We start from the raw sequence: 19,983 nt of genomic DNA, 5'->3' as shown, positions 1-19,983 counted from the left end.
TGCGCAAAATGCCGGCCGCCGTTGCGGTGGTCGGGCTAAAAGCCTTGTGGTTGCTGGCCTGCAGAAGGTTATGTCGCTCTTTTGGCGGGTTATTCCGAATACGTTGCAGGGAGCCCACAAGCAGCAGAGTAGGTTGTGTAGAAATATATTGTAATATCTTTTTGCTCTATATGTTCCTTCAAGTTCCTATTAAAAACAGTGGCTTGAGAAGCATTATCGATGCGAGATATTTTTTGCTGACGAAATATTGACAAGATTTTACCGCGCAACTTTAGTCTTAATCAGTTCGTGGGAACTTTCGCCGCAGGCCTGCTGTCGCCCCGACCCCTCGCGAATCCTTGTGACATTCCTGTGGGAGCAGAACATGACTCGTCTCCTGTTCTTGTACCGAGTGAATGGGCTCTACAGGACGTTCCCCTGCCATTCGAGAAACCATGGCCCGCCCCGGGCCGGGGAGCGCCGCGCCTGAGCGACGGCGAGCCCTGAACCTTCGCGAATCCGAGGCACGTAGCCCGCATGACGGGTAACGCTGTCGCGCGCCTGTATTCGCCATAAAAAACCAACCGCATGACCGTGCACGCCACCGACCGGGCGCGACGGGCGCCTGCGCCTCGCTCCCGACAGACAGAGGTCAGCCATCATGGCCAATTTCAGCAAGTCCGACCTGCAATTCATCCTCCAGCAGATCTTCATCGCCGAGGCCCACGCCCAGGGCGCCAGCCTCATCGACCTGCTGCCCAACAGCCAGGTGCCGTTCGGCCTGCGCACCGTCGACGGCAGCTACAACAACCTGGTGACCGGGCAGAGCGAGTTCGGCGCCTCGGACAACGCCTTCCTGCGCCTGATGGATGCCCAGTACCGGGCGGCGTATGCCGGCACCGGCACGGTGAGCGACAGCCAGCCGCGCACCATCAGCAACCTGATCGTTGACCAGACCGCCAACAACCCGGCCGCGGTCGACGCCAACGGCGGCGCCGCTCCGGTGCTCAGCCCCGGCATCGACGGGGTGTTCGGCACCGCCGATGACAAAGAGGTGTTCTTCATCCCCAACCAGTCGCCGGACGCCGGCCTGACCGCCGGCTTCAACGCCTGGATGACCTTCTTCGGCCAGTTCTTCGACCACGGCCTGGACCTGGTCACCAAGAGCAGCAGCCAGATGGTGTTCATCCCGCTGCAACCGGACGACCCGCTGTACGTGGCCAACAGCCCGACCAACTTCATGGTGCTGCCGCGCGCGGTACGCAGTGCCGGTGCCGATGGCGTGGTCGGTACCGCCGACGATGGCCAGACCAACACCACCTCGCCCTTCGTCGACCAGAGTCAGACCTACAGCTCGCACCCCTCGCACCAGGTATTCCTGCGCGAGTACGCCCTCGACGCGGCCGGTCACCCGGTGGCCACCGGGCGGTTGATCACCAACCGTGACCTGGGCGCCGATGGCAAGTTCGGCACCAGCGACGATGGCAACGGCGAGAACGGCGGCATGGCCACCTGGGCCGTGGTCAAGGCCCAGGCCCGCGACATCCTCGGCATCAACCTGACCGACGCCGACGTGCACCGGGTGCCACTGCTGGCCACCGACGCCTATGGCAACTTCCTGCGCGGACCCAACGGCATGCCGCAGGTGGTGATCCGCGTGGGCAATGGCGCCGACGGCATTGCCGGCACCGCCGACGACGTCACCCAGCTGGTCGAAGGCAACCGCGCCGCGCCCATCAGCCTGGCCAATGCCGTGAGCACCGGCCATGGTTTTCTTGACGACATCGCCCACAACGCCGAGCCGGTGCTGGTCGGCGGGGTGCTGCAGGCCGATGCCGACAGTGCCGTGGGCAATGCCCAGCCCATGGGCCCGGGCGGCAACAACCTGACCTACGACAACGAACTGCTCGACGCCCACTACATCGCAGGTGACGGCCGGGTCAACGAGAACATCGGCCTGACCGCCGTGCATCACGTGTTCCACTCCGAGCACAACCGCCTGGTCCAGCAGACCAAGGACACCATCCTCGCCTCGGGCGACCTGGCGTTCCTCAACGAGTGGCTGATCGACGATGTGGCTGCCTTGCCCGCCACGCCCGCCGAGGTAGCGGCGCTGGTGTGGAATGGCGAACGCCTGTTCCAGGCGGCCAAGTTCGGCACCGAGATGCAGTACCAGCACCTGGTGTTCGAGGAGTTCGCCCGCACCATCCAGCCTCAGATCGACGAGTTCCTCGCCCCCAGTGGCTACGACACCTCGATCAACCCGGCGATCCTCGCCGAATTCGCCCATGTGGTGTACCGCTTCGGCCACTCGATGCTGACCGAGACCGTCGACCGCTTCGACCCAGCGTTCAACCCGATCCTCAGCGATCCGGACAACCCGGACCAGCAACTGGGCCTGATCGCCGCCTTCCTCAACCCGCTGGCCTTCGCCGGCAGCGGCGCCACCGCCGATGAAGCGGCCGGGGCGATCATCCGTGGCGTGACCCGCCAGCTCGGCAACGAGATCGACGAATTCGTCACCGAGGCGCTGCGCAACAACCTGCTCGGCCTGCCCCTGGACCTGCCGGCGTTGAACCTGGCCCGTGGCCGCGACACCGGCATTCCCTCGCTCAACGAGGCGCGGCGCGAGTTCTACGCCATGACCGGCGACAGCCAGCTCAAGCCCTACATCAGCTGGGTCGACTTTGCCGACCACCTCAAGCACCCCGCGTCGCTGGTCAACTTCATCGCCGCCTACGGCACTCACGCCTCGATCACCTCGGCGACCACCCTGGCCGACAAGCGCGCCGCCGCCCTGGCCCTGGTGCTGGGCGGCAGCGGCGCGCCGTCCGACCGCCTGGACTTCCTCAACGGCAGCGGCGCCTGGGCCAACGTGACCAAGGCCGGCAAGGATGGCGTGCTGGGCACCACGGACGACCTGACCGGGGTGACGGTGACCGGGGTCGACGCCATCGACTTCTGGGTCGGCGGCCTGGCCGAGCAGAAGATGCCCTTCGGCGGCATGCTCGGCTCATCCTTCAACTTCGTCTTCGAGACCCAGCTGGAGGCCCTGCAGAACGGCGACCGCTTCTATTACCTGTCGCGTACCGCCGGCCTTAACTTCGGCGCGGAGCTGGAGAACAACTCGTTCGCCAAGCTGATCATGGCCAACTCCGATGTCACCCACCTGTCCAACACCGTGTTCCTCACCCCGACCTTCACCCTCGAGGTCAACCAGGCCAACCAGTTCACCGGCCTTGGCGGCGACGGTCGCGCCGACCCCACCGGAGGGATCGAGATCAACGGCGTGGAGATCGTGCCGCTGGTCATTCGCGACAACCCCGACACCGTGGGGCCGGACGGCAACTACCTGCACTACACCGGCGAGGACCATGTGGTGCTCGGCGGTACCTCGGGCGATGACATCATCCTTTCCGGCGAAGGCGACGACACGCTCTATGGCGATGGCGGCAACGACTACCTCGAGGGCGGCGCCGGCAACGATGCCGTGCTCGGTGGCGCAGGCGACGACATCATCACCGATTCGTTCGGCGACAACCGCCTGGAAGGCAACGCCGGCAACGACGTGATCGTCGCCGGCAGCATGCTCGCCGCCGGCAACCTGATCCTCGGCGGCGACGGCCAGGACTTCATCATCACCACCGAGGACATCAGCACCACCTTCGGCGGTCAGGGCGACGACTTCATCCTCGGCGCCAAGACCAACCTGCCGCCCACCGGCAACGAAGGTGACGACTGGATCGAGAAAGGCACCCAGGACGGCGCGCCGGGCGACAACTTCGCGCCGCTGCTCACCGATGAAGTGGTGGGCAACGACATCTTCGTCGGCGGCGGCGGCTTCGACGAAATGATCGGCGAGGGCGGCGACGACATCTTTGTCGGCAGCGATGCCCAGGACAAGATGGACGGCATGTCCGGCTTCGACTGGATCACCTACAAGAACGACCAGGTCGGCGTCACCGCCGACCTGAGCCTGGCCGCGCTGGCGCAGCCCCATGGCAACGCGCCGAACCAGAACGCCGGGGTGTTCAACCCGGTCGGTGCCTCGCCGGCCTCGATCCTCGATCGCTTCGCCGAGGTCGAGGGACTGTCCGGTTCGCGCTTCGCCGACGTGCTCAAGGGCGACGACGTCGATGCGGTCACCATCCTCAACCATGGTGGCACCACCGGCAGCGCCCTGAGCAATGTCGCGCTGATCCGCGGCTTGGCGCAGTTCCTCGCCGACGCGGGGCTGCCGACCACGGGCTTTGCCACCGGCAACATTCTGCTGGGCGGCAATGGCAGCGACCTGATCGAGGGCCGTGGCGGCGACGACCTGATCGACGGCGACAAGTGGCTCAACGTGCGCATCGCGGTCTACGCCGCCGATGACGTCGACCACACAGGGCCAGAAATCGCCAGTTTCGACAGCATGGTCGAGATGATTCCGTTCATGCTCGACCGCACCTACAACCCCGGCCAGCTCAAGGCCATCCGGGAAATCCTGCCCGGCACCTCGACTGGCGGCGCGGCCTTCGACACCGCGGTGTTCTCCGGGGTGCAGGCCGAGTATGTGGTGACCCAGGACACCCGCGGCACCGCCGACCTGGCGGACGATGTGTGGACCGTGGCCGATACCGTGGCCGGGCGTGACGGCACCGATACCCTGCTGCACATCGAGCGCCTGCAGTTCGCCGATGCCCAGCGCGTGCTGGTGCCGGGCCTGAACGCGCAGCCGACTGGCAGCCCGAGCCTCAGTGACGGCAACGGTGGCGCGATCACCGTGGGCGATATCCTCAGCGTGAGCATGGCCGGGGTGCGCGACGGCGACAACGTCACGGCGGGCAACCCGCTGGGCACCCTGGCCAATGCCTCGGTGTCCTACTACTGGCAGTTCGAGGCCGACCCCGGCAGCGGCGTGTTCGAGGACATCATCCTGCTGCCGGCCGGCGACCTGGCGTTCCAGAGCGCCGATGGCACCGCGTTCAAGGTGTCGCCGGACCTGGTCGGCCTGTCGCTGCGGGTCAAGGCGATCTACCAGGACGCCCACGGCACCACCGAGGTGCTATTCTCCGCGCCCACCAGCGTGGTCGAGGCCGGTGCGCCGGTGGTGCCTACCGCGCCCACGCCGGTGGTCGATGCCAGTGCGGGAGGCGAGGGCCTGCACATGGTCCGCTCCGACCTCAACTTCATCCTCGCCCAGATCAAGATTGCCGAAGCGGATGCCGCCGGGCAGGACATCCTCTCGCTGATCCCCAACATTCGCGCGCCCTTGGGCCTGCGCGCGGTCGATGGTTCGAACAACAACCTGATGAACCTCAATGGCCATGACCACACCGAGTATGGCGCCGCCGACAATGTCTTCCCGCGCCTGACCGACCCGGTGTTCAACGCCGCCGAGGGCGCGCCTGCCGGGTTCTTCGGCCCCGGCTCGCCGGCCATCCCCGGCTCGTCGTACCAGCAGACCAGCGGCTACGTGTTCGACTCGGAGCCGCGCACCATCAGCAACCTGATCGTCGACCAGACCTCGAACAACCCGGCGGCCTACGCCAGCGCCTACGACCCCGGGGCCAACGGTGTGCTGGACTTTGGCACGCCGGGCAACGACGACCAGCTCAAGGACGGTGTGCGGGTGGTCGCAAGCCCAGGCATGGATGGCCAGTTCGGCACCGGCGACGACCATGATGTCTTCCTGTTCGAGAACACCTCGGCGGATGCCGGGCTGTCGGCGCCGTTCAACGCCTGGATGACCTTCTTCGGCCAGTTCTTCGACCACGGCCTGGACCTGGTCACCAAGGGCGGTTCAGGAACCATCTTCATACCCCTGCAGCCGGACGACCCGCTGTACGTGCCGGGCGGCGCCGCCAACTTCATGGTGCTGACCCGGGCCACCAACCTGCCGGGGCCGGACGGCATCCTCGGCAACGCCGACGACATCCACGAGCACACCAACACCACCACGCCGTTCGTCGACCAGAACCAGACCTACAGCTCGCACCCCTCGCACCAGGTCTTCCTGCGCGGCTACCAGCTCACCGCCAGTGGCCCCATCGCCACCGGCCGGCTGATCACCAACCGCGACCTGGGCGCCGACGGCAAGTTCGGCACCGGTGACGACAGCGAGATCGGTGGCATGGCCACCTGGAAGGTGGTCAAGGCCCAGGCCAACGACATCCTCGGCATCCACTTGACCGACGCCGACGTCGACAACGTGCCGCTGCTGGCCACCGATGCCTACGGCAACTTCATCAAGGGGCCGCATGGCTATCCGATGGTGGTGATGAAGGGCGCCGACGGCCTGGGCGGCACCGCCGACGATGTGCTGGTCGAAGGCAACCCGCTGGCGCCGATCGACCTGGCCAACGCCGTGCGCACCGGCCACCAGTTCCTCGCCGACATCGCCCACAATGCCGTGCCGGTGTCCATCGGCGGCGTGCTGGCGCCAGATGCCGACAGCGCCACCGGCAACGCAGTGCCGGTCAACCCGCACACCGGCGCCAATCTGGCCTACGACAACGAGCTGCTGGACGCCCACTACATCGCCGGCGATGGCCGGGTCAACGAGAACATCGGCCTGACCGCGGTGCATGCGATCTTCCATTCCGAGCACAACCGGCTGGTGGCGCAGACCCAGGACACCGTGCTCGACTCGGGCGACCTGGCCTTCCTCAACGAGTGGCTGCTGACCCCGGTCAGCGCCTTGCCCGCCAGCCAGGCCGAGATCGACGCCCTGGTGTGGAACGGCGAGCGGTTGTTCCAGGCGGCCAAGTTCGGCACCGAGATGCAGTACCAGCACCTGGTGTTCGAGGAGTTCGCCCGGACCATCCAGCCGCGCGTCGACCTGTTCTTCGCCCCGACCCAGGTCTACGACGTCGACCTCGATGCCTCGATCGTCGCCGAGTTCGCGCACACCGTGTACCGTTTCGGCCACTCGATGCTGACCGAAACCGTCGACCGCTTTGACATCGACTTCAAGGTGATCGGCGACCCGGCCAGCGCCAACCCCGAGCAGCAGATGGGCCTGATCGCGGCGTTCCTCAACCCGCTGGCCTACGCCGCCAGCGGCGTGACCCCCGAGGAGGCGACCAGCGCCATCGTGCGCGGGGTGACCCGCCAGGCCGGCAACGAGATCGACGAGTTCGTCACCGAGGCGCTGCGCAACAACCTGCTCGGCCTGCCGCTGGACCTGCCGGCGATCAATATCGCCCGTGGTCGCGATGTCGGCATCCCCTCGCTCAACGCCGTGCGCCGCGACATCTTCGGGCAGACCGGCGATACCCAGCTCAAGCCCTACACCAGCTGGGTCGACCTGGTGCAGCACCTCAAGCACCCGGAATCGCTGATCAACTTCATCGCCGCCTACGGCACCCACGGCTCCATCACCTCGGCCACCACCCTCGACGGCAAGCGCGCCGCCGCCCTGGCCCTGGTGTTCGGTGGCGCGGACGCGCCGTCCGACCGCCTGGACTTCCTCAACGGCAGCGGCAGCTGGGCCAACGTGACGCTGGCGGGCAAGGACGGGGTGCTGGGCAGCGTCGATGACCTCAAGGGCGTGACCGTGACCGGCGTCGATGCCATCGACCTGTGGATTGGCGGCCTGGCCGAGGCCAAGACCCCGTTCGGCGGCATGCTCGGCAGCACCTTCAACTTCGTGTTCGAGAACCAGCTGGAGAAACTGCAGGACGGCGACCGCTTCTATTACCTGGAGCGCACCGCCGGCCTGTCGATGAACGCCGAGCTGGAAAGCAACTCGTTCGCCAAGCTGATCATGGCCAACACTTCGGCCACGCACCTGCCGGGCCTGGTGTTCTCCGACCCCGGGTTCTACCTGGAGCTGGACCGCAGCAAGCAGTACAACGACGGCCTGGGCAACGCCGACCCGCTCGGCGACAACGGCCAGCAGGTGGTGTTCCGCGACAGCCCGCTGACCGCCGGGCCCGACAGCAACTACATCCGTTATGCCGGTGACCAGCACATCGTGCTGGGCGGCACCCAGGGCGACGACATCCTCGTTTCCAGCGAAGGCGACGACACGGTCTGGGGCGACGGCGGCAACGACCGCATCGAAGGCGGCGACGGTAACGACCAGCTGCGCGGCGGTGCCGGCGACGACATCATCAGCGACATGGGGGGGGACGACAACATCCAGGGCGGTGACGGCAACGATGTGCTGCATGGCGGCAATGGCGTCAACCTGATCATCGGCGGCTTCGGCAACGACTTCATCGTCACCGGCGAGGATGCTTCCGAGGCCATCGGCGGCCAGGGCAACGATTTCATCCTCGGCAGCAAGGCCAACGAGCAGGACATGGGCAATGAAGGCGACGACTGGATCGAGAAGGGCACCTCGGACGGCGCTCCCGGCGACAACTTCGACCCCCTCGGCAACGACCCGGTGATCGGCAACGACGTGTTCGTCGGCGGCAACGAGAACGACAAGTTCAACGGTGAAGGCGGCGACGACATCATGGTCGGCAGCCTCGGCTTCGGTGATCGCTACATTGGCGGTTCCGGCTATGACTGGGCGACCTTCAAGGGCCTGGCCCAGGGCGTGACCGTCGACTACAGCGACCGCTTCTTCGATGTGCCGCCGGTACCGGGTTCGGGGGCTTCGGCGCTGGTGCGCTTCGACATCATGGAAGGGCTGTCGGGCTCGGCGCACGGTGACTTCCTGCGCGGCGACAACGAGGACGCCACCTCGCTGCCGACCGCCGGGGCCACCGGCAGCGTGCTCACCAACATCAGCCTGATCAACGGCCTGGCCGGGCTGCTGCCCGTCGGTGCGACCTTCTACGACGGTGGCAACATCATCCTTGGCGGCAGTGGCAGCGACCTGATCGAAGGGCGTGGTGGCGACGATATCCTCGACGGTGACAAGTGGCTGAACGTGCGCATCAGCGTGCGTGCCAACAGCGACGGCAGCGGGCCGGAAATCGCCTCGTTCGACAGCATGGAGCCGATGGTGCCGCTGATGCTCAAGGGCACCTACAACCCCGGCCAGCTGGTGATCGTGCGGGAGATCCTCAGCGGTACCGACCAATACGACACCGCGCTGTTCTCCGGTATCGCCACTGACTACCGCATCGTCGTCGAAGGCAACACGGTGATCGTCACCGACACGGTGGTCGGACGCGACGGTGTCGATCGCCTGACCGGCATCGAGCGTCTGCAGTTCGCCGACGGCGCCCAGGCTTCCGGCGTGGGCAGCGCGGTGAACAATGGCCCCAGCGGCCACCTGGCGATCGTCGACGATGCCACCGGCCTGCGCGACGATACGCCCGTGGCCGGGCAGTTGCTGCGGGTCAGCGACCTGGCGGTGCACGATGCCGACAACCAGAGCGCGAGCAACCCCAGCGGCGCGCTGAGCGGGCCGGTGGCCTACTACTGGCAGGTGGAGAACATCCCCGGCACGGGCGTCTACGAGGACATCACCTTCGTCGCCGCCGGCGAGGTCTCGCGGGCGATCGGCAGCACCTACCGGGTGGCGGACGATGTCGCCGGCCTGAACATCCGCGTGCGGGCGGTGTACCAGGATGCCAAGGGCACCCTGGAGATCGTCGACTCCTCGGCCAACAGCGCGCCCAGCAGCGGGCCCGCCGTGGCCGGGCTGCTGGTGCAGAACCAGGTGCTGAGCGCCAACCCGGCGACCATCGTCGACGCCGACGGCATCGGCAGCGCGCCGTTCACCTTCCAATGGCAGATGAACAACGGCGCGGGCTGGGTCGATATCGCCGGTGCCACCGCCAGTACCTTCACCCTTGGCCAGCCCCAGGTCGGCCAGCATGTCCGGGTGCAGGTGGGCTACGTGGACACCTTCGGCGTGGCCGAGCGCGCCGCCTCCGACATCCTCGGACCGGTGGCCAACGTCAACGACGCGCCGACCGGCACGGTGCTGATCAGCGACACCACGCCGGACCAGGGGCAGCTGCTGACCGCCTCGACCGCCGGTATCGCCGACCTCGACGGGCTGGGCGCCTTCAGCTTCCAGTGGCAGCAGGGCGTGGGCGGCAACTTCGTCGACATCGCCGGCGCCACCACGGCGAGCTACACCCCGGGCTTCGCCCAGGGCAACCAGCAACTGCGGGTGATCGTGCGCTACACCGACGGTTTCGGCGCCCAGGAAACCGTCACCTCCGCCGCGACCACGGCGGTGCGCCTGCTGACCGGCGTCACCCTGGTGGGCACCAACGCGGCGAACACCCTCACCGGCGGCGCTGGCAACGACGTGCTGCGCGGCCTGGGCGGCAACGACACGCTCAATGGCCTGGGCGCGGTGGACCAGCTGTTTGGTGGAGCGGGCAACGACCTCCTCAACGGCGGTGACGACGGTGACTTCCTGTTCGGCGAGGACGGCAACGACACTCTCAACGGTGGCGTTGGCGCGGATGCCATGGACGGCGGCCTGGGCAACGACACCTTTGTGGTCGACAATGCCGGCGACAGTGTCGTCGAGGCAGTCGGTGGCGGTACCGACCTGGTGCAGACCAGCTTGCTCAGCTATCAGCTCGGCGCCAACGTCGAGAACCTCACCTTCACCGGCAGCGGCAACTTCACCGGCACCGGCAACGCGCTGGCCAACACCCTCACCGGCGGGGCCGGCAACGACCAGCTCAATGGCGGTGCAGGCGGTGACCGGATGGTGGGTGGTGCCGGCAACGACACCTATATCGTCGACTCCACGTCGGATGTGGTGGTCGAGGCGGGTGGCGGCGGCATCGACACCGTGCTGACCGCGCTGGCCAGCTACAGCCTGAGCGCCAACGTCGAGAACCTGACCTACACCGGCGTCGGCAACTTCGTCGGCACTGGCAACGGGCTGAACAACGTCATCACCGGCGGTGCCGGCAACGACACCCTCAGTGGCGACGGCGGCAACGACACCCTGGTCGGCAACGCCGGCAACGACACGCTCAACGGCGATGCCGGCAACGACCAGCTGATCGGTGGCCTCGGCGCCGACAGCCTGAACGGGGGGGGCGGCGACGACAGCCTCGACGGCGGGGAGGGCGATGACGCGCTCAATGGCGGTGTCGGCAACGACACGCTGCAGGCCGGGGCGGGCAACGACAACCTCGACGGTGGCGTCGGCATCGATGTGGTGGTCGGTGGCGACGGCAACGACACGGTGCTGGGCGGTGGCGGCAACGATGTCGTGCAGGGCGGTAACGGCAACGACTTCGTCGATGGCGGGGCCGGTGACGACATCGTCAGCGGTGGTGCCGGCAATGACTCGCTGGTGGCCAGCGACGGCAACGATATCTTCCAGTTCGCCGCAGGCTTCGGCACCGACCAGGTGTTCGGCTTCGATGCCGCCCCGGCAGGCGGCCAGGACCGGCTGGATATCACGGCGCTGAGCATTACCGCGGCGAGCTTTGCCGTCAGTGTCAGCATTGCCGATGTGGGCGCCGATACGCTGGTCAGTTTCGGTGGGCCTGACTCCATCCGCCTGGTCGGGGTGGGGGATGCGACCAGCGTGACGGTGGCGGACTTCATCCTAGCGTCTTGAGGGCAAGTGTGCCGATGTCGCGGGCAAGCCCGCTCCTGCGGGAGCGGGCTTGCCCGCGATGGGCCATCAGAAATCGTAGCTCAGGCTGGTGTAGTAGAACGCCCCCTGCGCTCCTTCGGGGCTGGTGATCGAATACTTCGGCACGCCGTACAGCTGCGCGCCTTCGAGCTTGTCGGGGTGGCTGTCGAACAGGTTGATCGCCCCCACCGACAAGGTCAGCCCCAGCCCGAAACGGTAGGCCACGTCCAGGTCGGTCACCCACTGTGCGCCGAAGGTCTGGTCCAGCGCCGGGTTGGCGGCGTTGCGGTTCTGCCATTCGCCGTAGCGGCGCTGGGCCACGGTCACGTTCCAGCCCTGGTACTGCCAGTTGGCGCTCAGGGTCAGCTTGTCCTTGGGCGTGCCGTCCTCGATCAGCCCCTGGGTGTTGCGGCCGATGATCTGGTTGCCGGCAATGCCGCCGACATCGTCCAGCCCGGTGATGCGGGTGTTGGTGCGCGCATAGCCGCCGTTGAGGTCCAGCCGGCCCCAGGCGCCGAGGTCGAGCTGGTAGTGCCCGGCCAGTTCGATGCCGTCGGTGCGGGTGTCGGCGATATTGCTGTAGAACGCCGCGCTCTGGATATTGGCGTACGGCGTGCCGGCGAAGATCGGCCCGACCACCGAGGCCGGCAGCTGGTCGGACAGGGTGATGCGGTTGTCGATATCGATACGGTAGGCATCGACGGTCAGCGACGCGTTGGCCAGCGGACGCCATACCAGGCCGACGGAGAAGTTGGTCGACTCCTCGGGCTTGAGCGCCTTGCCGCCCAGCAGCCGCGCCTCGGGGCTGTCGGCGCGCAGGGTGCGCTGTTGCACCTCGACCCAGTTGCCGCTGCCCGGCGGCTGCTCGACCACCTGCACGCTGAACGACGACAGCCCCGACTGCACCAGCGACGGCGCGCGGTAGCCGGTGCTGGCGCTGGCCCGCGCGGCGATCTCGGGGGTGAAGTCGTAGCGCAGCGACAGCTTGCCGTTGGTGGTGTCGCCGAAGTCGGAGTAATGCTCGCTGCGCAGGGCGAAGCCGGCCTGGAATTGCTCGGTGATCTGCCCTTCGAGGTCGAAGTAGGCGCCGATCACCCGGCGGTCGAGGGAGGCGGCGTCGACTTGGGTGATGCCTGAGTAGTAGCCGGGGATGCGCCGCCCGGTCAGCGGGTCGACGGTGTTGAACAGCGGCCCGTTCTGCCAGCCCTGGGCGTCGCCGGCGCTGAGTTGGTAGTTTTCCTCGCGCCAGGCCAGGCCGGCGGACACCGTCAGTGGCTTGAACAGCAGGTCGGTGGCGAAGTCGCGGGTCCAGTCCAGGGTCAGGTTGGTCTGGTCGGCCTCGCGTCGACCGGTGTAGATGGTCGAGGCGCTGGCCGTGCCCCAGCTGGGGTTGATGGCGTCGCGGTCGGTGGAGTCGACGCGGTTGTTGCCATGGTTCAGGGCCAGGTCGAAGTGCCCGAGGGTCTCGTCCTCGTAGCGCAGGCCGCCGGTGACGGCGTAGTCCTCCAGGCCGTAGCGGGTGATCGGCAGGCGCCCGTCCGGGTAGCGGGCCAGGGCCACGCTGCCGTAATTGCTGCGCAGGGTGGTGGGCGGGTCGAAGAAGTTCTCGGCGTCGGTGTTCTTGTGCGCGTAGGTGGCCAGGCCGTAGGCGCTCAGGCCATCGCCCAGGCCCATTTCGGCGTTGGCGGTGAAGTTGTACTGGTCCGAGACATTGCCCGAGCCCCAGCGCCAGTTGCGGTAGCGGTTGTTCTGCTCGCGCGGGGTCGCGGTGCTGGTGGAGCCGGGGTAGAAGATCCGGTTGTCGTCGCGGGTGTCGCTGGCCGGGTCCTGGCTGCCGGCATCGAAGGCCAGGGTGAGGAAGCCGTCATTGGGCAGGGCGAAGCCTTTCCAGCCGCTGAGCTTGCGCTGCAGGCCGTCGCCCTTGTCGTAGCCGCCGAAGCGGTAGCCGAGGTTGCCGCCTTGGTCGCGCTCCTTGAGCACGATGTTGATCACCCCGGCGATGGCGTCAGAGCCGTATTGGGCGGCAGCGCCGTCGCGCAGGATCTCCACCCGCTCGACCGCCGCCAGCGGGATCAGGCTCAGGTCCACCGCCGCCGCGCCACGGCCGTTGGCCAGGCCCTGGCGGGTGACGTTGGCGCTGGTGTGGCGGCGCTTGCCGTTGACCAGCACCAGCACCTGGTCGGAGGCCAGGCCGCGCAGCGAGGCGCCCTGGGCGATGGAGCCGGCGAAGGCGCCTTGTGGTGATTGCGGGTAGTTGAACGAGGGCGACAGGGCGGTGAGGGCGCCGGACAGGTCGCGGGCGCCGGTTTCCTGGAGTTTTTCGCCGCTGAGCACGTCCACCGGGGCGGCGCTTTGCAGGGCGGTGAGGTCGCTGCGGTGGGTGCCGACCACGACCACGGTGTCGAGGCGGTCGGTGGATTCGGCGGCCAGCGCGGGCACGGCGAGGCTGCCGATGGCCAGGCTCAGGGCCAAGGGGGTGTGGTGGGGCATGGGGGTGTCCTTTTGAAGGGCAATAGGGCCTCTGCGAGGCCCTTTCCAGCCGGTCCGACGCGCTCCTACAGGGGCCGCGCAAACCCTGTAGGAGCGGCCTTGTGCCGCGAAAGGGCCCCAGGGGGCAGAAAAATCAGAACCGGCTGGTAACGCTCATCCCCACGGTGCGCGGGTCGCCATAGGTGATCACGTACTGCCCGGCACCACCGTTGGGCCGGCCATGCACCTGGTAGCGGCGGTCGGTGAGGTTGTTGACGAAGCCGCTGACGCTGAGCTTGTCGTCGGCGCTGAACCAGCTCAGGCGCGCATTGGCCAGGGTGTAGTGCGGCTGGCTGAGGGTTTGGTCGGCGCTGCTCTGGCGGTCGGCGAGGAAGTACTCCTTGTCGCGGAAGCTCACGTCGCCCCCGGCCACCACGCGTCCGGGCACGTCCAGCGGCAGGGTGTAGTCGGCGCCCAGCGACACCACGTTGCGCGGCGAACGCACGAAGCTGTTGCCGCTGTAGTCGCCGGTCACCGCGCCGGTGGTGGGGTTGGTGTTCTTGAAGTCGGTGTACTCGGTGTCGAGGAACGACACGGCCGCGCGCAGGTGCAGGCGCTCGGTGGGCTGGCCCTCGATCTCAAGCTCGGCGCCCTTGACCTTGCCCTTGGCGCCGTTGGTCAAGGCAGTGGTGAGCACGCCGTTGTTGACCGTCAGCAGGTTTACCTGGATGTCCGAGTAGTCGTAGTAGAAGACGTTGGCGTTGACCGTCAGGCGCCGGTCGAACCACTCGGACTTCAGCCCCAGTTCGTAGGCGTCCAGCTCTTCCGGATCGACCGTGGTCAGCTGTGCCAGGCTGGTGGAAAGCCCCGTGTTGAAACCGCCGGAACGGAAGCCATGGGCATAACGGAAGAACACCCGCAAGTTGTCGTTGATGCGGTATTCCGGGGTCAGGTCGTAAGTCCAGGCTTCCCAGGTCTTGTCTTGCTGGCGGTTGCCGTTGCTGCCGGCGCCGGCGATGGGGATCAGCGGGCCGTTGGCGCTGGCGCGGGTCAGCTGCACCAGGTCCAGGTCAATGTCCTTCTTCTCCTGGGTCCAGCGCAGGCCGCCGGTTACGCTGAAGTCGTCGGTGAAGTCATAGGTGACGTTGCCGAACAGCGCATAGCTGTCGGTGCGGTGGTCGAAGCCCAGGTCGCGAAACGCCGTGGCGCCGACCTGGTTGGAGCCGCTGCCGTTGGGTGTCGGGCCCGGGGTGACGATGCGCTGCGAGGCGCTGTCGAGGTCTTCGTGGAAGTAGTGGGCGCCGAGCAGCCAGTGCAGCGGACGGTCTTCCGGCGAGGCCAGGCGCAGTTCCTGGGACCACTGGCGGTAGCTGTTGTCGGTGATCGCGGCGCCGTTGACCTCGTAGGGTGTGTAGTCGGCGTCGGTGGTGGAGCGGTTGCGGATGTAGTCGTAGGCGCTGATCGAGGTCAGGGTGTAGTCGCCCAGGTACCAGTTGAAGGTCAGCGAGGCACCGTCGTGGTCGAGGCGGTAGTCCTCGTTGACGTTGAGGGAGATGTCGCGGCCATTGGGGCGCTGGTAGCCGACGTTGTAGTAACGGCCCACCGGCAGCGAGCCGTTGCTGCCGTCGCCCTTGAACTGGCGGCTGTGGATCTTCAGCAGGGCGTCCAGGTCCGGGTTGAGCTGGGCGAGGAACTGCAGGCGCACGGCCTTCTTGTTGACGTCGCCGTAGCTGTTGCCATCGAAGTCGTTGTGCTGGAAGCCGTCGCGTTCCTCGGAATACAGCGACACTCGGCCAGCCAGTTTCTCGTCCACCAGGGTACCGCCGAGGGCGCCGTTGAGGATGCGCTCGTTCTTGCTGCCGAAGCCGACCGTGCCATAGCCGTCGGTGTCGAAGGTCGGTTTCTTTGAGATCACGTTGACCGCGCCGGCGGTGGTGTTCTTGCCGTACAGGGTGCCTTGCGGGCCGCGCAGGATCTCGATGCGTTCCAGGTCGAACAGCGGCCCGCCGCCGGCGATGGGCGCGTTGAGGTAGACGTCGTCGGCGTAGATGCCCACCGGGTAGACCGTCGCCGCGCCGGTGTCGCCGGTGCCCAGGCCACGGATGTACCAGCGCGGGCGGCCGTCGCCGTCGGGGTTCTTGGCCGAGGCGTTGGGCACGAAGGTGGTGATGTCGCCCATCGAGCGCACGCCGTCGGCGACCAGTTGCGTGCCCTTGATCGCCGAGACGGCCACCGGCACTTCCTGCAGGGTCTGTTCGCGGTGCTGGGCGGTGACGGTGACGGTCTCCAGGGCCGGCTCGGTCTTGTTGTCGTCGGCGGCGAAGGTGTGGCTGGCGGTGCTGCCCAGCAGCAGCGCAAGGCTGATCTGGCGGGCTAGTGGATGGCGCTGGTGCATGTGGAGTCTCCCCGAGTGAAAGCGTTGTTGGGGAGGACAGAGCAGGGACTGTGCCAAGCTCATAAGATATTGTTTTTATTGGTATTTATTCGATTTATAAGGGGCCGGTGTGGATGGTGCAGCAGTGGGGTGTTTGGCGGGTGTTGCTGGGGCAGCAGGGCTGCCCCAATGCCCTTGCAGGTTCAGACAGCCAATCGCGATGTCGAACCGATCACCTGCTCCAGCACGCTCGAATCGATCCACTCGCGTACATCGATACGCCGTGGGATGAACCCCCAGCGATGAAGGAACTCGCTGAAATCCTGCAACGCCGCGATGGAGCGTCCATCCAGCGCCGTGCGCAGGCGCCGGTGGGCATCCTCGCCATAGGCCGCCGCCACCCAGTACTCGCTGGTATTCAGCTCGCGGGCGAGAAAGCGCCGGGTGTCCTCGGGGTTGGCCCAGGCCCATTGCTCGGTGCGCAGCACGGTATCGACCAGGGTGCGGCTGGCCTCGAAATGCTCGTGCAGCAGGTGGGTGTCCACCGTCAGCGTGCGCGGCGTGCCGTTGTTGCTGCGAATCAGCGGGTCGGGGTGGCTGCCGGTGTCGACCACCACCCGCAGGCCGAACTCGTGGGCCAGCTGCACCGCGTGGGCGCCCTTGAGGAAGATCGCGTCGATGTCGCCGCGCAGCAGGCCGATCAGCTCGTTGTTGCGCCGGCTCACACGGCGTGTGTCCAGTGCCACCTCCGAGCCGTACAAATGCTGCTTGGGCTCATCGCTGTAGGTGCCGCCGTAGGGGTAGTCGACCAGCTCGACGTCGGCCACGTTCAGGCCTTCGAGCTTGAGCGCGTTTTCCAGGCCGCGCAGGGCCTGGGCGCGGGTGAAATCGATCTGCACGTTGGCCCACTTGGGCAGGCCGAAGCGGCGGTTCTTCAGGTCGCGGATGCCGCGCACGCCGCTCTCTTCGGTGGTGAGGATCAGCTGTACCTCGTCGATCCAGCTCAGCCCCAGCACCCGGGTCTCGACGCCGCTGGCGTAGGCCCAGATCGCCGGGATGCTGCCGCCATGGCGCACCGAGTTCTGCAGGTGGTGGTCGTAGTGGGCCTCGCGCACCTCGCGCTCGCTGGACTCGCGCAGCGACTGGATGCGCGTGCCGAACGGCGCGAAGGCCTGGGCCAGGCGCCCGGACTGCACGGCGATGCCAAGGCCGGTGGGTACCGGGCTGTGGGTGTACCAGAGGGTTTCCAGAGGCTTGCTCATAAGGCGATGGGTTTCCTGTCCATGGCAGAAGGGGCGGCAAGCAGCGCGTCCAGCGGCTGCCGGTCGATCCAGTCGCGCACCGCGAAGCTGGTCGGGATGAAGCGCCAGCGCGCGAGGAACTGCACGAAATCCTGCAGCGCGTCGATGGCCTGTTCGTCCAGGGCGGTGCGCAGGCGCAGGTGAGCGTCGTTGCCATAGGCCACGCCGACCCAGTATTCGCTGCTGTTGGTTTCGCGGGCCAGGTAGCGGCGGGTCTCGTCCGGGTGCTGCTGCGCCCAGTGCTCGGCGCGCAGCACGCTGGCCAGCAGCGTGCGGGTCACCTGCGGGTGCCGTTCGAGCAGATGGCTGTCCACGGCCAGCGTGCGCGGCGTGCCGTTGTTGCTGCGGATCAGCGGGTCGGGGTGGCTGCCGGTGTCGATCACGGTGCGCAGGCCGAAGGCGTGGGCCAGTTGCACGGCGCTGGCGCCCTTGAGGAAGATCGCATCCACCTCGCCACGCAGCAGGCCGGCCAGCTCCAGGTTGCGGCCTTCGTCCTGGCCGGTGGACACCGGCGTGCCGGCGACGTTGCGCACCGGGCGGTCGCTGAAGGTGCCTTGGTAGCGGTAGTTGACCAGTTGCAGGTCGCCCACTTGCAGGCCATGCAGCTTCAGGGCGTTTTCCAGGCCGCGCAGGGCCTGGGCGCGGGTGAAGTCGATCTGCGCCGCGCTCCAGTCGGGCAGGCCGAAGCGCCGGCCCTTGAGATCCTGCACGCTGTGGATGGCGCTGTCCGGGCGGGTCAGGATCAGCTGCGCCTCGTCGGCCCAGGACAGGCCGATCACGCGGGTCTCGCGGCCCTGGGCGCGGGCCCAGATCGCCGGGATGCTGCCACCGTGGCGCACCGAGTTGCGCAGCGTGTGGTCGAAGTGCGATTCGCGCACGGCCTGCTCGTCGGCTTCGCGCAGCGACTGCACGCGGGTGCCCAGGGCCGCCAGGTCCTGCTGCAGCCAGCCTTGCTGCACGGCGATGCCCAGGCCGGTGGGCACCGGACAGCGGGTGTACCAGAGGGTGTCGAGGGGTTGGCTCATGGTCGTTCTCCTCAGGCGCTGGCCTTCAGCGGAGCGGCGGCGGCTTGCTGCACCAGCGGCAGGACTTCCTGGCCGATGCGCAGGGCTTCTTCCAGGTGCGGGTTGGCCGCCAGGATGAAGGTCGAGAAGCCGGCGTCGCGGTATTCGGCCAGGCGCTCGGCGATGTTCTGGTGGCTGCCCACCAGGCCCACGGTCGGGCCGGGCTTGGCCTTGGCGAAGCCGGCCCAGAGATTGCGCGCCAGCTTCAGTTCGTCGAAGTCCTGCAGGTGCTGGTGATAGGCCGCCTGGCGGGCGCCGCCGACCGAGTCGGAGCCTGTGACGAAGCCCTTGGCGATGGCGCTGCTCTTGCCTTCGAGGCGTTCGAACTGCTGGCGCAGCTCGCGCCAGGCCTGCTCTTCGGTTTCGCGGGCGAACAGGTCGACGCGCAGGCCGAAGCGCACCGTGCGGCCCTGCTTGTCGGCCAGTTCGCGCACCCGTTCGAGATGCGGCTTGAGCTTGTCGATCGGCTCGGCCCAGTTCAGGTAGACGTCGGCGTGGCGGGCGGCGACCTCCAGCGCGGCGTCGGAGAAGCCGGAGAAGTACACCCCGGGCTTGCGCTCGTGGGCCAGGCCCGGCGGCAGGCTACCGTGCTCCAGGCGGTAGATGTCGCCTTCGTAGGAGAAGCTGTCGTTGGCCCACAGGCCCTGGATCACGTCGAGGAATTCGCCGGTGCGCTTGTAGCGCAGGTCGTGTTCGAGGAAGTCGCCGTTGGCGCGCTGGCTGGCCGGGTTGCCGCCGGTGATGATGTTCCAGTCCAGCCGCCCGCCGCTGAGGTTCTGCAGGATCGCCGCCTGTTGCGCGGCGTAGGCGGGCAGGGTCCAGGTGGCCTGGAAGGCGATCAGGAAGCGGATGCGCCGGGTCTCGCGGGCCAGCGCCGCGGCGGCGATCCACGGCTCGGGGCCGGTGGGCAGCAGGGCGCCTTCGAAACCGGCCAGCTCGGCGGCCTTGGCCACCTGGGCGATATAGTCGATGTAGGTGAAGCCGTCGGCCTCGCCGTTGGGCAGACGGCCGGGGGCGATGTGGCCTGGGCGGTGCTGCGGGTTGCCACGGGTGTGGCGGTCGGTGGACAGCTGCGGCCCGTCGGTGCCCAGGGGCAGGCGCCAGAAGAATTCGGTGGTCATGGAGGCTCCTGAAGGGGAGGTTGTCGATGGGCAGGGTGGTGCAACGGCTGTGCCATGGCGCTGCAGGGCCGGATCCGCGTGGGCTGGCGAGGCTGGGGTGCTGCTGTGGCAGCAGTCGGGCAGCAGCCATTGCCCGGTGAGCAGCAAGGGAACGCAATCCCCCTGTAGG

Annotated in this window: 6 protein-coding genes; 1 reads left to right on the top strand and 5 read right to left on the bottom strand. The window is 67.4% G+C overall.

What is annotated here, in order from left to right; all coding sequences use genetic code 11:
* Positions 1-640 precede the first annotated feature (640 nt).
* On the top strand, positions 641-11,467 hold the full coding sequence (locus tag V0R62_RS14855; RefSeq protein ID WP_330104270.1) for a peroxidase family protein: 10,827 nt from the start codon (positions 641-643) through the stop codon (positions 11,465-11,467).
* Positions 11,468-11,533: 66 nt separating this feature from the next.
* On the opposite strand, the gene V0R62_RS14850 is transcribed toward V0R62_RS14855, so the two are convergent.
* From V0R62_RS14850 to V0R62_RS14830, 5 genes are all read right to left on the bottom strand, one after another.
* A complete protein-coding gene (locus V0R62_RS14850) occupies positions 11,534-13,975 on the bottom strand; it encodes a TonB-dependent receptor plug domain-containing protein (protein ID WP_330104269.1) in 2,442 nt (813 codons plus the stop codon).
* 133 nt (positions 13,976-14,108) lie between these two features.
* Positions 14,109-16,349 (bottom strand): TonB-dependent receptor, encoded by a 2,241-nt coding sequence (locus V0R62_RS14845; protein ID WP_330104268.1) that lies wholly within the window; start codon positions 16,347-16,349, stop codon positions 14,109-14,111.
* A 182-nt stretch (positions 16,350-16,531) separates the two neighbouring features.
* Complete coding sequence (locus V0R62_RS14840; protein ID WP_186713457.1) at positions 16,532-17,590, bottom strand: ABC transporter substrate-binding protein; 1,059 nt, start codon at positions 17,588-17,590, stop codon at positions 16,532-16,534.
* Positions 17,587-18,654, bottom strand: a complete 1,068-nt coding sequence (locus tag V0R62_RS14835; protein WP_330104267.1) for an ABC transporter substrate-binding protein — start codon at positions 18,652-18,654, stop codon at positions 17,587-17,589. Before V0R62_RS14835 ends, V0R62_RS14840 begins: the two co-directional genes overlap by 4 nt.
* A gap of 11 nt (positions 18,655-18,665) precedes the next feature.
* Positions 18,666-19,814, bottom strand: coding sequence for an LLM class flavin-dependent oxidoreductase (locus V0R62_RS14830; RefSeq protein ID WP_330104266.1), 1,149 nt, complete (start codon positions 19,812-19,814; stop codon positions 18,666-18,668).
* Positions 19,815-19,983: the final 169 nt, after the last annotated feature.

This window comes from Pseudomonas carassii, from assembly GCF_036324045.1.
Lineage (GTDB): Bacteria > Pseudomonadota > Gammaproteobacteria > Pseudomonadales > Pseudomonadaceae > Aquipseudomonas > Aquipseudomonas peradeniyensis.
This window is presented reverse-complemented; position numbering and strand designations above follow the sequence as displayed.

Bases quoted from the DNA above. Each gene is read 5' to 3' on its own strand.
- V0R62_RS14845 (WP_330104268.1), bottom strand. From the start codon at position 16,349: ATGCACCAGCGCCATCCACTAGCCCGCCAGATCAGCCTTGCGCTGCTG.
- V0R62_RS14855 (WP_330104270.1), top strand. From the start codon at position 641: ATGGCCAATTTCAGCAAGTCCGACCTGCAATTCATCCTCCAGCAGATC.
- V0R62_RS14835 (WP_330104267.1), bottom strand. From the start codon at position 18,654: ATGAGCCAACCCCTCGACACCCTCTGGTACACCCGCTGTCCGGTGCCC.
- V0R62_RS14840 (WP_186713457.1), bottom strand. From the start codon at position 17,590: ATGAGCAAGCCTCTGGAAACCCTCTGGTACACCCACAGCCCGGTACCC.
- V0R62_RS14830 (WP_330104266.1), bottom strand. From the start codon at position 19,814: ATGACCACCGAATTCTTCTGGCGCCTGCCCCTGGGCACCGACGGGCCG.
- V0R62_RS14850 (WP_330104269.1), bottom strand. From the start codon at position 13,975: ATGCCCCACCACACCCCCTTGGCCCTGAGCCTGGCCATCGGCAGCCTC.